The sequence below is a fragment of the Erwinia sp. MYb375 genome, assembly GCF_037479175.1.
Classification (GTDB): Bacteria; Pseudomonadota; Gammaproteobacteria; order Enterobacterales; family Enterobacteriaceae; genus Erwinia; species Erwinia rhapontici.
This window is the reverse complement of the sequence record NZ_JBBGZS010000019.1, coordinates 119,772-134,139: the sequence shown is the minus strand read 5'-3', so window position 1 is coordinate 134,139 and position 14,368 is coordinate 119,772. Positions and strand designations below refer to the sequence as shown.

The following is a 14,368-nucleotide window of genomic DNA, read 5'->3' as shown; positions in this document are numbered from 1 at the left end:
AGCCCGTTGAGGAGTTTGAATGCGTCGTTATGCAGTCTGGTTAGCTTGTTTTGTTTCCGTCTCAATGTTCAGCCCACTGACACTTGCTCAGATCGGCTGGCAGCCCCTCACTGAAACCATCCGTAAAAGTGAGAAGGACCCACGCCAGTATCAGGCCATTAAGCTCGATAATGGCATGACCGTTCTGCTGGTGTCCGACACGCAGGCTACGAAATCGCTGGCAGCGCTGACGCTGCCGGTCGGCTCGCTGGAAAACCCAACCGATCAACTCGGTCTGGCCCACTACCTCGAACATATGGTGCTGATGGGCTCAAAACGTTACCCGCAGCCGGATAACCTCGCTGAATTCCTCAAAAAACACGGTGGCAGCCATAACGCCAGCACCGCCTCTTATCGCACCGCGTTCTACCTGGAAGTGGAAAACGATGCCCTGCAACCCGCCGTCGACCGCCTGGCCGATGCTATCGCTGAACCGCTGCTCGACCCGGTGAATGCTGACCGCGAGCGCCATGCGGTGAACGCCGAGCTGACAATGGCCCGTTCGCGTGACGGTCTGCGCATGGCCCAGGTCGGTGCTGAAACCCTTAATCCGCAACATCCCAGTTCACGCTTCTCTGGCGGGAATCTGGAAACCCTGCGTGATAAACCGGGCAGCAAACTGCACGATGCGCTGAAGGCCTTTTACCATCGCTACTACTCCGCCAACTTAATGAAGGCAGTGATCTACGGTAATCAGCCACTGCCGGAGCTGGAGAAAATTGCCGCCGCAACCTTTGGGCGCGTGGAAAACCGCCATGCCACGGTGCCGGATATCACCGTTCCGGTTGTGACCGACCAGCAGAAAGGCGTGATCATTCACTACGTGCCGGCCCAGCCACGTAAGCAGCTGAAAATCGAATTCCGCATCGATAACAACAGCGATAAATTCCGCAGCAAAACGGACACGCTGATCGGGTATTTGATTGGTAACCGTAGCAAAAATACGCTCTCCGACTGGCTGCAAAATCAGGGCCTGGCGGATTCCATCAGTGCGGGTGCCGACCCGATGATCGACCGCAACGGTGGCGTGTTCTCCATCGCTATCTCCCTGACCGATAAAGGCCAGGCTAACCGGGATGAAGTGATTGCCGCCGTATTCAGCTACCTGAAAACGCTGCGTACTCAGGGCATTGATAAGCGCTACTTTGATGAAGTGTCCCACGTGCTGGATCTCGACTTCCGTTATCCGTCGATTACCCGCGATATGGACTACATCGAATGGCTGGTGGATACCATGCTGCGCGTACCGGTCGAGGATACGCTGGTCGCTCCGTATATTGCCGACCAGTTTGATCCGCAGGCGGTTAACGCCCGTCTGGATGGCATGACGCCACAAAATGCACGTATCTGGTTTATCAGCCCGAAAGAGCCACACAATAAAACCGCTTACTTTGTCGATGCGCCTTATCAGGTCGACCGTATTCCTGCGCAGCGCTTTACTGACTGGCAGGCTGCTGGCGACAAAATCAGCCTGTCGTTACCGGTTCTTAACCCTTACATCCCGGATGATTTCAGCCTGATCAAGGCCGATAAAAAGTATCAGCGCCCGGAAGAGCTGGTGAATCAGAAAGGGCTGCGCGTGTTCTACATGCCAAGCCAGTACTACGCCGATGAGCCTAAGGCCAATATCACCCTGGCCCTGCGTAACAAGGCGTCAATGAGCACCGCGCAAAATCAGGTGTTGTTTGCGCTTAATGATTATCTGGCGGGGGTTGCGCTGGATGAACTGAGTTCCCAGGCTTCTGTCGGTGGCATCAGTTTTTCCACCAGTGAAGATGACGGCGTTTCCTTTAGTGCCAGCGGGTTCACGCAGCGTTTGCCGAAGTTGATGGGCCAACTGCTGGACGGTTACGCCAGCTTTACCCCAACGGAACAGCAGCTGGAACAAGCGAAATCCTGGTATCTGGAACGTCTGGATTCGGCCGAAAAAGGCAAAGCGTTTGAGCTGGCGATTCAGCCTGCGCAATTGCTGTCACAGCTGCCTTACACGCAACGCAGTGAACGCCGTAAACTGGTGCCTGCCATCACGCTACAACAGCTGCTCGACTACCGTAAAATGCTGCTGGAACAATCCACTCCGGAACTGATGGTGGTAGGGAATATGACGCCGGATGCCGTGCGTAAGCTGGCCACTGACGTGAAAAATCAGCTTAACTGCGAAGGCAGCGACTGGTGGCACAGTGAGCACGTGACGGTGGATAAAAAAGTGCTGGCTAACCTGCAACAGCCCGGTAGCAGCACCGACTCTGCACTGGCCGCCGTGTATATTCCACTGGGCTTCCCGGAGTATCAGAGTATGGCCAGCAGTGCGATGCTGAGCCAGATTATTCAGCCGTGGTTCTACAATCAGCTCCGTACGGAAGAGCAACTCGGCTATGCGGTCTTCTCCTTCCAGATGCCGGTGGGCCGTCAGTGGGGCATCGGCTTCCTGCTGCAAAGTAACGTGAAGCAACCCGCTTATCTGCTGAAGCGTTTTGAGGCGTTTTATCCAACGGCTGAGAAGCGCCTGCGTGAAATGAGCCACGAAGATTTTGCTCAGTATCAGGCTGCGATGATCAACGAACTGAAGCAGCGCCCGCAAACGCTGGATGAGGAAGCCGGGCGCTTTAGCAAAGATTTCGATCGTGAGAACTACCATTTCGATACCCGCGAGAAGGTGATTGCGCAGATCCAGACGTTAACGCCGCAGGGGCTGGCTGACTTCTTCCATCAGGCTGTCATTGCGCCGAGTGGGCTGGCGTTGTTGTCCCAGGTGTCCGGTAGCCACCACGGCAAAGCTGACTATGCTGCGCCATCTGGCTGGAAGACCTGGAAGGATCTCTCTACCTTGCAGCAATCATTACCGGTGAGTCAGGATCAGCCATGAACCAACGGGTGCCTGAAAGGCTTGAGCCGTTAACCCTGCCACTGCACGGCGAGCGGCTGATTGAGGCGTCCGCCGGAACCGGGAAAACCTTCACCATCGGGCTGCTCTATCTGCGCCTGTTGTTAGGGTTGGGCGGTGAAGCCGCGTTCAGTCGCCCGTTGTCAGTGGAAGAGATTCTGGTTGTGACGTTTACCGAGGCGGCAACGGCTGAGCTGCGCGGGCGTATCCGTGCCAATATCCACGAGCTGCGCATTGCCTGCGTTCGCGGTGAAAGTCATAACCCGATGCTCTCGGCTCTGATGTCTGAAGTGGCGGATTTATCGCAGGCTGCATCAATGCTGCTGGCCGCCGAACGGCAGATGGATGAGGCCGGTATCTTTACTATTCACGGTTTCTGCCAGCGTATGCTGAATCTCAACGCTTTTGAATCCGGCATGCTGTTTGAACAGGAGTTGATTGAGGACGAAACCCCCTTACGTCGTCGCGCAACGGCCGATTTCTGGCGTCGTCACTGCTATCCGTTGCCGCTGCCAGTGGCGCGCGTGGTGCGTCAACTGTGGGAAGGGCCGGAGCAACTGCTGAAAACGCTTTCGCCGTGGCTGGGGGGAGAAGCGCCAGCGCTCAAATCAGCGCCGGACCGCGATGAAACGCTGGAGCAGCGCCATGAGAAAATCATCGCCCACATTAACCAACTGAAACAGGCATGGCTGGCGGCAGGCGATTTGCAGTCGCTGGTTGAGTCCTCCGGTGTGGACAAGCGCAGTTACAGTAGTAAGCACTTACCTAACTGGCTGGAAAAAATTACCCACTGGGCGCAGGCAGCAACGGAAGACTATGAGGTCGCGAAAGACCTTGAGCGTTTTGGTCAGCGCGTGCTGTCGGATAAAACCAAGAAAGGCGAGCCGCCGCGGCATCCGTTGTTTGACCAGATCGATGCCTTCCTCGCAGAGCCTCTATCGTTGCGCGACCTGGTCATTGCCCGGGCGCTGCACGAGGTGCGTTTTGTGACCCAGCAGGAGAAACGCCTGCATGCGCAGATGGGGTTTGATGACCTGCTGGGGCGTTTTGATGCTGCATTGCAGCAGCCGGGGGGGGCCGCGCTGGCAGCGGCAATCCGTCAGCGTTACCCGGTCGCCCTGATCGATGAATTCCAGGATACCGATCCCCAGCAATATCGCATCTTCCACACGCTGTATGCGCGGCAGCCAGACAGTGCACTGCTGCTGATCGGCGATCCGAAACAGGCTATCTACGCCTTCCGTGGTGCGGATATCTTTACCTATATGAAAGCGCGAGCAGAAGTTAGTGCTCACTATACGCTTGAGACTAACTGGCGCTCATCACCGGCGATGGTGGATGGCGTTAATAAGCTGTTTTTGCACCAGGTAAATCCGTTTTTATTCAGTGATATCCCGTTTATTACCGTCAGCCCGGCAGCGCCGAACGCCACCCTGAGCTTTAGCCTGGAGGGAGCAGAACAGCCGGCTTTGCAGTTCTGGTTACAGCCCGGTGAGGGCGTCGGGGTCAGTGATTACCAGCAGTTTATGGCGCGCCAGTGTGCCGCGGAAATCCGCCGCTGGCTCAGTGCCGGGCAGCAGGGCACCGCGCTGATCGGTAAGGCCGGTAAACAGCTGCCGGTACGTGCCTCAGATATCACGATTCTGGTGCGTAGCCGAAGTGAGGCCTCAGTGATGCGTGAGGCATTAAACGGTCTGGCGATCCCCTCAGTGTATCTCTCCAACCGTGACAGCGTATTTACCACCCCGGAAGCCCGCGAAATGCTGTGGCTGTTGCAGGCGGTGCTGGCACCGGAGCAGGAGCGTGTTCTGCGCAGTGCGCTGGCCAGCAGCCTGCTGGGCCTTGATGCCCGGGCACTGGATGCGCTGAACCAGGACGAACGGGCCTGGGATGCCCTGGTGGATGAATTTGCCGACTACCGACAGCGCTGGTTAAAGCGTGGCGTGCTGCCGATGCTGCGTGAGCTGATGATGAAACGGCATATTGCGGAAAATCTCCTGGCGTCCGACAGCGGGGAACGCCGTCTGACCGATTTGTTGCATCTGGGTGAACTGTTGCAGGAGGCTGCAGCCACCCTCGACAGTGAACATGCGCTGGTGCGTTGGCTTGCTCAGCAGGTGGAACAGCCGGACGGGCAAGTGGCTAACCAGCAGTTGCGCCTGGAGAGCGATCGTAACCTGGTGCAGATTGTCACCATCCATAAATCGAAAGGTTTACAGTATCCGCTGGTGTGGTTGCCATTTGTTGCCAACTTCCGCGAGGCGGAAAACGGCGTCTATCACGATCGTCAGACCTTCGAAGCGTTGCTCGACTTACAACAAGGGGAAGAGAGCGTGACGCTGGCCGAGCAGGAGAGGCTGGCAGAAGATTTGCGCCTGCTGTATGTGGCGCTGACGCGCTCGGTTTACCACTGTAGCGTCGGTATTGCTCCCCTGATTAAAGGCACACGTAAAAAAGAGGGCGACAGCGACCTGCACCGCAGCGCGTTGGGCTACTTGATCCAGCAAGGCGAAGCGGCAGATGCCGCCGGATTGAGGACGGCACTGCTGAGCCTGCAAAGTGATGCGACCGCGGTCGTGATTCCGCAGGAACCGGACGATACGCCGTGGCAGCCACAGCACGAAGACCCACAGCGCCTGAGCAGCCAGCAGTTACAACGTACCCTGCGCGATGACTGGCGAGTGACCAGTTATTCCGGCCTGCAACAGCACGGGCATGCGCCCGCGCTGGATCTGCTGCCCCGGCTGGATGTTGATGCGGTGGGCGAAGCCAGCGACGAGCTGTTACCGCAGCTGACGCCGCACACTTTCCCGCGCGGAGCGGCACCGGGCACCTTCCTGCATGGATTGTTCGAAACCCTCGAATTTACCGCCCCGCTGGAGGATGACTGGCTGGCGCTTCAGCTTAGTCGTCAGGGGCTGGATGAGGCCTGGCATCCGGTGATGCATGACTGGCTCGGGCGTATTTTGCATACGCCGCTCAACGACAGTGGCGTGAGCCTGGATCAGCTTGCGCCTGAAGCCCGGCGCGTTGAGCTGCAATTTTATCTGCCGATTTCACGTCTTCTGACGGCTGATGCACTGGACCAGGTGGTGCGCCAGGATCCGCTTTCGGCGGACTGCCCGCCGCTCGATTTTTATCAGGTGCAGGGCATGCTGAAAGGCTTTATCGATTTGGTCTTTTGCTGGCAGGGAAAATATTACCTGCTGGATTACAAATCGAACTGGCTGGGTGAGGACAGTAGTGCTTACACGCGTCCGGCTATGGCGCAGGCGATGCAGTCACATCGCTACGACCTGCAGTACCAGCTTTATACGCTGGCGCTGCATCGCTATCTGCGGCACCGTCTGGCGGACTATGACTACGAGCGTCATTTCGGTGGCGTGATTTATCTGTTCCTGCGTGGCCTGGACGGCACGGAGGGCAGCAATGGCATTTACAGCACGCGGCCCCAGGCAGACTTTGTTACTGCGCTTGACCAGCTGTTTGCTAACAACGCGGAGCAGGGCGCATGACGCTGACAGAAGGATTACAGCAGGCGCAGCGACTGCGGCTGTTGCGCCCCCTTGATGTGCAGTTTGCGCAGATGGTGGCGACCGCAGAGCAACCGGCGCTGATGCTGGCGGCCGCACTGGTCAGTCGCGATGCCGGGGAAGGGCACGTCTGTCTGCCGCTGGACCAGTTGCATCCTGAGGCTTTTTTTGCCGGCCGTCACCCGGAGCTGGCGCAGGCATTGTGGCAGGCTGCCGGAGCACCGCAGGACTGGGCTGATACATTACGGGCACAAACCGCCGTCAGCAACGGGGAGTCAGCGACGCCGCTGGTGTTACATCAACAGCGGCTGTATCTGCACCGGATGTGGCAGAGCGAAGGGAACGTGGCGCAGTTTGTGCAGCGCCAGCAGCATGTGGTCGCACTGGATGAGGCGCAGGTGCGCCAGACGCTCGACCGCTATTTCGGCCAGCAACCTGACGACTGGCAGAAAATTGCTGCTGCCGTGGCGCTCACCCGTCAGGTTGCCGTGATTTCAGGCGGGCCGGGCACCGGGAAGACCACAACGGTGGCGAAATTGCTCGCCAGCCTGATTGAGCTATCAGTGACGGCGCCACGTATTGAGCTGGCGGCCCCAACCGGGAAAGCGGCAGCCAGACTGACGGAATCACTGGGAAAAACCCTGCAGGAACTGACGCTGGACGAGGAGATCCGCCGCCGTTTCCCGACGGAGGCGACCACGCTGCATCGCCTGCTGGGCGCCCTGCCAGGCAGCCAGCGGATGCGTTACCACCGGGGTAATCCGTTGCATCTGGACGTACTGGTAGTGGATGAAGCCTCAATGGTGGATCTGCCGATGCTGGCTAACCTGATCGCGGCGCTGCCTTCACAGGCGCGAGTGATCTTCCTGGGTGACCGCGATCAGCTTGCCTCGGTAGAGGCAGGTGCCGTATTGGGGGATATCTGCCGCTGTGCCGAATTCGGTTACAGTCTGGAGCGTGCTGCTGAACTCACGCGTCTGACGGGATGTGACGTTGCCGGGCGTGAGGATGCCAGTGCCTCTGTGGTGCGCGATATGATCTGCCTGCTGCGGAAAAGCTACCGTTTTACAGCGTCGTCGGGCATTGGCCAGCTGGCGCTGGCGGTCAACGCCGGTGAGGTGAAGCGGGTTGAGCAGGTCTTCAGCGGGGGATTTACGGATATTCGTCGTCAGGCACTGAGCAGCAGCGAGGATTACCAGCAGTTGTTGAATGACTGTGTGGCGGGTTATCGCGGCTATCTGACATTGCTCGCCGCCGGAGCGCCGCCTGCTGAGGTTTTGGCGGAGTTTGGCCGATTCCAACTGCTGTGTGCCCTGCGCGAGGGGCCGTTTGGCGTGGCCGGGCTGAATGAACGCATTGAGCAGTCGCTGCGCAAGGCGGGGTTAATTCGCCGCGTTGTGGCGATGAACGGCAAGTGGTTTGTCGGGCGGCCTGTTATGATTGCCCGTAATGACCGGGCGCTGGGGTTGTTTAACGGCGATATCGGTATTGCGATGCTGGACGACGAGCAGCAGTTGAAAGTGTTTTTCCCACTGCCCGATGGCAGCATCAAGGCTGTGCAACCGAGCCGCCTGCCGCCGCATGACAGCGCCTGGGCGATGACGGTGCATAAGTCGCAGGGATCGGAGTTTGAACATACGCTGATGGTGCTGCCAAATCAGATCATGCCGGTGCTGACGCGTGAGCTGGTGTATACCGCCATCACGCGTGCCAAACGGCAGCTAACGCTGTACGCCGATAAAGGCGTGTTTAACGCCGCAGTGAAGATGCGCACGCAAAGGCGCAGTGGCTTGGTGGATCGTTTGACGATCACGTAGGGGACGGGCATGCCCGTCCCGGTTAACATCGGCGAGGCATGCCTCGCCCCTACGGTTATTCGCGCGGCGCGCTGGGCGGGTCGACCGGAAAAGAAGGGCGACCCCTACAAGTTAATCGCGCGGCGCGCGATTAACTTTGTCGCGTATGGGCGTTAGCTTCCCGCAGGTCGACCATCAGCACTTTGGAGCGGCGCTGATAGTTGTACATCTGCTTTTTGCTTTCCGGCAGCAGTTCGATATCTACCGGCACAAAGCCGCGTTCCTGGAACCAGTGAATACTGCGGGTGGTCAGTACAAACAGTTTTTTCAGTCCCATCTGGCGCGCCTGTAATGCTACGCGCTCCAGCAGTGCCTCGCCGCGTGCCGAACTGCGGTAATCCGGGTGTACTGCCACGCAGGCCATTTCACCGATCTGCTCTTCGGGGAATGGATAAAGCGCAGCGCAGCCGATGGTCAGGTTATCGCGTTCAACAATCGTAAACTTATCGATTTCCATTTCCAGCTGCTCGCGCGAGCGGCGCACCAGAATGCCCTGCTGCTCCAGCGGGCGGATCAGTTCCAGGATGCCACCAATATCGTTAATCGTGGCGCGGCGGATCTGCTCGGCACTCTCCATTACAATCTGCGTACCGATACCGTCGCGTGAGAACAGCTCCTGCAACAGGGTACCATCTTCCTGATAGCTAATCAGGTGACTGCGGCGCACGCCGCTGCGGCAGGCTTTCACGGCACCACGCAGGAAGCGCACGGTGCCGGAGTGATAATCATCGCTGGTTTCCAGCTCTTCAATACGCTTCTGCGCTTCGTTAGGGAATAGCTCGGAAACAATACTGCCTTCGTTGTTCGTCACGCCCTGTTCGGAACAGAAGCCGATCATTTTTTCAGCTTTCAGTTTGATCGCCAGCTGGGTGGCAACCTCTTCAGAGGTCAGGTTGAAGCTCTCTCCGGTGACCGAAACCGCAACGGGGCCCATCAGCACGATGGCACCGCTGTCCAGCTGGCGATGAATGGCTTCTTCATCGATACGACGAATACGGCCGCTGTGGCAGTAGTCCACGCCGTCATCCACGCCCAGCGGCTGGGCAATAATAAAGTTACCGCTGACCACATTAATATGTGCGCCCTGTAACGGCGTGTTGTTGAGGCTCATCGACAGGCGGGCAGTGATATCCAGCTGCAAACGGCCTGCGGCCTGTTTCACCAGTTCCAGCGACTGCGCATCCGTAACGCGGGTATGTTTATGGTAGAGCGGTTCGAGGTTACGCTCGGCGAGGCTGGCATCAATTTGCGGGCGGGCACCGTACACCACGACCAGGCGGATACCCAGGCTGTGCAGCAGACCGATATCATTGACGATGCTTGAGAAGTTCTCATGCTCGATGGCTTCACCACCCAGCATAATGACAAACGTTTTACCACGGTGGGCGTTGATATAGGGAACAGTATGGCGGAATCCCTGGACCAGCTCGGTACTACGTTCCTTCACGGCAAACCCTCTTTGAATTATTATTCGGTAAAAGTGTATTTTTATTCTTTTATCCGTCCGGGTGCAAGTGGCATTTATCCTTACTTATCACCTGCTACCGTATTTCTCTGTGGCTAATGTCCTGCATTTATTCGCTTTTTTTGGGTGACACTGCCTGGTGTATTCGTTAAAGTTTTTGCGAAATTTTTGTTATTGGCTTTTTATTAAACACAGTAAAGCATCAGGAGCGGCATGACCGATTCAACCTCACTTAACCGGCGGCGGTTATTACAAGGGGCAGGCGCAGCCTGGTTACTCAGCATCAGCCGTGTCGGCATGGCCGCCAGCGGCCATGTGGTGGCGATCCGCCTCTGGCCTTCTTCAACCTATTCACGTCTGACCATTGAGTCCAACACGCCGCTTAAGTATAAGCAGTTTGCCCTCAGCAATCCCGATCGCGTAGTGGTGGATATCGACAATATCCGGCTGAATTCGGCGCTGAATAGCGTGGGTAATCTGGTGCGTCAGGACGACCCCTATATTAAAAATGCGCGTGTCGGCCAGTTCGACCAAAACACCGTCCGGCTGGTGCTGGAGCTCAAGCAAAACGTTGCGCCGCGTATTTTTACGCTCGATCCGGTTGCCGGGATCAAAAATCGTCTGGTACTGGATCTCTATCCGGTTCAAACGCAGCAGCACAATGATGATCCGCTACTGGCATTGCTGGAAGATTACAACAAGGGCGATCTCGAACGCAGCCAGCCAGCGGCTGCCCCGCTTCCCGGTAAGGCGGGTCGGGATCGTCCCATTGTCATCATGATCGATCCCGGCCACGGCGGGGAAGACTCCGGGGCCGTTGGTAAGCATAAAACGCGCGAGAAAGATGTGGTGCTGAAGATTGGCCGACGACTTAAGGCGCTGATCGATAAGCAGCCGAATATGCGTGCCTATATGACGCGCAATGAAGATGTGTTTATTCCCCTGAAAGTACGTGTGGCGAAAGCGCGCAAGCAGCGTGCCGACCTGTTTATCTCGATTCATGCTGATGCGTTTACCAGCCGTGCGGCACGCGGGTCATCGGTGTTTGCGCTGTCGACGAAAGGGGCGACCAGTACCGCTGCCCGTTTTCTGGCACAAACGCAGAATGAATCCGATCTGATTGGGGGGGTTAGCAGGAGCGGGGACCGTTACCTCGACCACACTATGTTCGATATGGTGCAGAGCCTGACGATTAACGACAGCCTGAAGTTTGGCAAAGAGGTGTTGTCGCGCATGGGAAAAATTAACCATCTGCATAAGCGGACGGTGGATCAGGCAGGCTTTGCGGTACTGAAAGCACCGGATATCCCTTCGATTCTGGTAGAAACGGCTTTTATCAGCAATATCGAAGAGGAACGTAAATTACGCACCACACGTTTTCAGCATCAGGTGGCGGATTCCATTCTGGCAGGGATTAAAGCGTATTTTGCTAACGGTGCGCCGCTGGCACTGCATAAATAGTCAACAGGCGGAAAGGATTCCGCTGTGATTCAGGAAGAGGGGGACAAACGACAGATACAAAAAAACACCCTTAAGGGTGTTTAATTGGTTGCGGGAGCCGGATTTGAACCGACGACCTTCGGGTTATGAGCCCGACGAGCTACCAGGCTGCTCCATCCCGCGTCCGATTAACGCTTTAACAACTTTTACTTCCCACCCACGACGTATAATTGGTTGCGGGAGCCGGATTTGAACCGACGACCTTCGGGTTATGAGCCCGACGAGCTACCAGACTGCTCCATCCCGCGTCCGCGTGGTTTGTCGCTTCCATCACGACAACTATCTTCTTTACTGCTTAACTCAATCTTAAAGACTTCTGTTAATTGGTTGCGGGAGCCGGATTTGAACCGACGACCTTCGGGTTATGAGCCCGACGAGCTACCAGGCTGCTCCATCCCGCGTCCGTGGTTGCGCACTATACGCCTGATGGGTTTTCTTGCAACCCCTTTTTGCAGATAAGTGGCTAAAATCGTGGTTGTGATGGATTTTTGCGCTCAGATGCTGGAATGTTGCACAAATGCCTCAGGTCTTTTTCAGAAGGCGCATTTAATTATGGCGGTGCCTTTGCTATCTTCGCGCAGGGTTCCCGTATAAAGGTAAAGAAGGCATGAAAGCAGGTTGGGCAAAATATCTGGTGACCGGCACGCTGCTGGCGCTGCTGGCGGGGTGTTCGTCGAAACCCACCGATCGTGGGCAGCAGTATAAGGATGGGACACTGAATCAACCGCTGGCGCTGGTCAATCAGCCCAACGCGAAGGGGCGCCCGGTGAATGGCAAAGACTTTGCCGACCAGGTTTCTCAAATTCGTTTTTCCTCTGCGGGCATGTATTCGCGTCAGAGCGGCACCTATAGTGCTATCGAGAGCTGGCTGATGGCCGGGGGCGACACTCGCCAGTTGCGTCAGTTCGGTCTGGATGCTTATCAGATGGAAGGCACCGACAATTATGGCAACGTTCAGTTTACCGGTTACTACACCCCGGTGATTCAGGCGCGTTACACCCGCCAGGGTGAATTCCAGTATCCTTTATACCGTATGCCACCGCGTAGTAAGGGCAGGAAGCTGCCAAGCCGGGCGGAAATCTACAGTGGTGCGCTGGATGAACGCTTTATCGCGGGCTACAGCAATTCGCTGATGGATAACTTTATTATGGATGTGCAGGGCAGCGGCTATGTTGACTACGGGGATGGGCGTCCGCTGACGTTCTTCGGCTACGGTGGTAAGAATGGCCATCCTTATCGCAGTATCGGTAAAGTTCTGATCGACCGCGGTGAAGTGAAGCGCGAAGACATGTCGATGCAGGCTATCCGTCATTGGGGAGAAACGCACAGCCCGGCTGAGGTGCGCGAACTGCTGGAGCAGAACCCTTCCTTTGTCTTCTTTAAACCTGAGAACTTTGCACCCGTGCGCGGCGCCAGCGCGGTGCCGCTAGTGGCAAAAGCCTCGGTCGCGGCTGACCGTGCGTTGATCCCACCGGGTACTGCGCTGCTGGCAGAGATTCCGTTGCTGGATAACAACGGTAAATTTACCGGCAAATATGAGATGCGTATAATGGTGTCGCTGGATGTAGGGGGGGCCATTAAAGGGCAGCACTTCGACATATACCAGGGGATCGGCCCCGATGCCGGGCATATGGCGGGCTGGTTTAATCACTACGGCCGCGTCTGGGTGCTGAAAAATGCCCCGGGTGCCGGTGCACCGGTATTCTCTTCTGCACAGAATAGTTCTTCTCAGAGTGGTTTACTGGTCAGTCAGTAAATCCGCAGCGGGCGGCGAAGGCGGCCCGCTGTGTTTGGATAGGTTTCGAGGAATATAAATGATGGTTCTTTCAGATGCCTGGCGGCAACGCTTTGGCGGAACGGCACGCCTGTATGGTCAGTCTGCGCTTCAGCTCTTTGCTGATGCGCATGTCTGTGTGGTGGGCATTGGTGGGGTGGGTTCGTGGGCGGCGGAAGCGTTGGTACGTACCGGCATCGGTGCGATCACGTTGATCGATATGGACGACGTCTGCGTCACCAACACCAATCGTCAGGTTCACGCGCTGAAAGAGAATGTTGGCCGGGCGAAAACCGAAGTGATGGCTGAACGTCTGCTGGCGATCAATCCGGAATGCCGGGTGACCTGTGTTGATGACTTCATTACACCAGAGAATACGGCGGAGCTGATTGGGAAGGACTTCAGTTATGTGGTTGATGCCATTGATAGCGTGCGACCCAAAGCGGCGCTGCTGGCATGGTGTCGGCGTAATAAAGTGTCGGTGGTGACCACCGGAGGCGCAGGTGGGCAGATTGATCCCACACAGATCCAGGTGGCCGATCTGGCAAAAACCATTCAGGATCCGCTGGCGGCGAAATTGCGCGAGCGGCTTAAAAGTGATTTCAATATCGTCAGAAACAGCAAAGGTAAGTTGGGAATCGACTGCGTGTTTTCCACCGAGGCGTTGATGTATCCGCAGCCGGATGGCTCGGTATGTGCGTCACGCAGCACCGCAGAAGGCCCGAAGCGTATGGACTGTGCGGCAGGGTTTGGTGCTGCAACGATGGTCACCGCCACCTTTGGTTTTGTCGCAGTATCCCATGTGCTGAAGAAAATGATGGCAAAAGCAGCGCGTCAGGCCTAAATCCGGATTTGCGAGGGTGAGGCATACCTCACCCCGCTGTTGTGGCCCGCATCACGGCATCGGCCATCGCCTGCAATCCGGCGCTGCGTGAGGCACTCAGCTGTTCTTTTAATCCCAGCTGCTCAAATAGCGCCAGCGGATCGTCCTGCTGTAACTGTGCCGCTGTTTTACCTTCTACAGCCGTCAGCAGTACGGCCAACAGCCCGCGCACAATACGTCCCTCGCTCTCGCCAAAGAAATGCAGACGCCCGTCAGCTATCAGCTGATGCCCCAGCCAGACGCGATTTTCACATCCGGTCAGCTCAATTTCAGCACTTCTCAGTTCATCGGGCAGGGCGGGCAACTGTTTGCCCAGCAGGATCAGCTGGCGGTAACGCTCCTCCCACTGTCTGTAATGGGAAAACTGCGCCCGCAGTGAGCCTGAGGTAATCAGTGTGCCAAAGGGATGCGAAGCGATAAGCGGTAAACTCATG

General features: G+C 56.8%; 8 protein-coding genes and 3 tRNA genes. 6 read left to right on the top strand and 5 right to left on the bottom strand.

Going from position 1 to position 14,368, the window contains the following annotated elements:
- Positions 1–19: 19 nt before the first annotated feature.
- The 3 genes from ptrA to recD are packed head-to-tail and all read left to right on the top strand — an operon-like array spanning position 20 to position 8,273.
- Positions 20–2,905 carry a pitrilysin gene (gene ptrA / locus WH279_RS11385; RefSeq protein WP_339456647.1) on the top strand — a complete coding sequence of 962 codons (2,886 nt, stop codon included), beginning with the start codon at positions 20–22 and terminating at the stop codon, positions 2,903–2,905.
- Positions 2,902–6,438 carry an exodeoxyribonuclease V subunit beta gene (gene recB / locus WH279_RS11380; protein ID WP_339456646.1) on the top strand — a complete coding sequence of 1,179 codons (3,537 nt, stop codon included), beginning with the start codon at positions 2,902–2,904 and terminating at the stop codon, positions 6,436–6,438. Before ptrA ends, recB begins: the two co-directional genes overlap by 4 nt.
- Positions 6,435–8,273, top strand: a complete 1,839-nt coding sequence (gene recD / locus WH279_RS11375) for an exodeoxyribonuclease V subunit alpha (RefSeq protein WP_339456644.1) — start codon at positions 6,435–6,437, stop codon at positions 8,271–8,273. The genes recB and recD overlap by 4 nt, the downstream gene beginning before the upstream one ends.
- 130 nt (positions 8,274–8,403) lie before the next feature.
- On the opposite strand, the gene argA is transcribed toward recD, so the two are convergent.
- On the bottom strand, positions 8,404–9,759 hold the full coding sequence (gene argA / locus WH279_RS11370) for an amino-acid N-acetyltransferase (RefSeq protein WP_200643185.1): 1,356 nt from the start codon (positions 9,757–9,759) through the stop codon (positions 8,404–8,406).
- A gap of 231 nt (positions 9,760–9,990) precedes the next feature.
- Here argA and amiC point away from each other — a divergent pair, with 231 nt between their 5' ends.
- Positions 9,991–11,238 (top strand): N-acetylmuramoyl-L-alanine amidase AmiC, encoded by a 1,248-nt coding sequence (amiC, locus tag WH279_RS11365; RefSeq protein ID WP_133846069.1) that lies wholly within the window; start codon positions 9,991–9,993, stop codon positions 11,236–11,238.
- Positions 11,239–11,323: 85 nt separating this feature from the next.
- On the opposite strand, the gene WH279_RS11360 is transcribed toward amiC, so the two are convergent.
- The 3 genes from WH279_RS11360 to WH279_RS11350 all read right to left on the bottom strand — a co-directional run bounded on the left by WH279_RS11360 (position 11,324) and on the right by WH279_RS11350 (position 11,678).
- A tRNA-Met gene (locus WH279_RS11360) sits at positions 11,324–11,400 on the bottom strand.
- 48 nt (positions 11,401–11,448) lie between these two features.
- Positions 11,449–11,525: transfer RNA gene (locus WH279_RS11355), tRNA-Met, on the bottom strand.
- 76 nt (positions 11,526–11,601) lie between these two features.
- Positions 11,602–11,678: transfer RNA gene (locus tag WH279_RS11350), tRNA-Met, on the bottom strand.
- A 206-nt stretch (positions 11,679–11,884) separates the two neighbouring features.
- Between WH279_RS11350 and mltA the strand changes: the two genes are divergently transcribed.
- Together mltA and tcdA are read left to right on the top strand one after the other, a co-directional pair.
- Positions 11,885–13,033: a murein transglycosylase A gene (mltA, locus tag WH279_RS11345; RefSeq protein ID WP_339456641.1), complete on the top strand. Its 1,149-nt coding sequence runs from the start codon at positions 11,885–11,887 to the stop codon at positions 13,031–13,033.
- Between the two features lie 58 nt (positions 13,034–13,091).
- The gene (tcdA, locus tag WH279_RS11340; RefSeq protein ID WP_339456640.1) at positions 13,092–13,895 is read left to right on the top strand and encodes a tRNA cyclic N6-threonylcarbamoyladenosine(37) synthase TcdA; all 804 of its coding nucleotides are present in this window, start codon (positions 13,092–13,094) and stop codon (positions 13,893–13,895) included.
- Between the two features lie 28 nt (positions 13,896–13,923).
- On the opposite strand, the gene csdE is transcribed toward tcdA, so the two are convergent.
- Positions 13,924–14,367: a cysteine desulfurase sulfur acceptor subunit CsdE gene (gene csdE / locus WH279_RS11335; protein WP_339456639.1), complete on the bottom strand. Its 444-nt coding sequence runs from the start codon at positions 14,365–14,367 to the stop codon at positions 13,924–13,926.
- Position 14,368 lies beyond the last annotated feature (1 nt).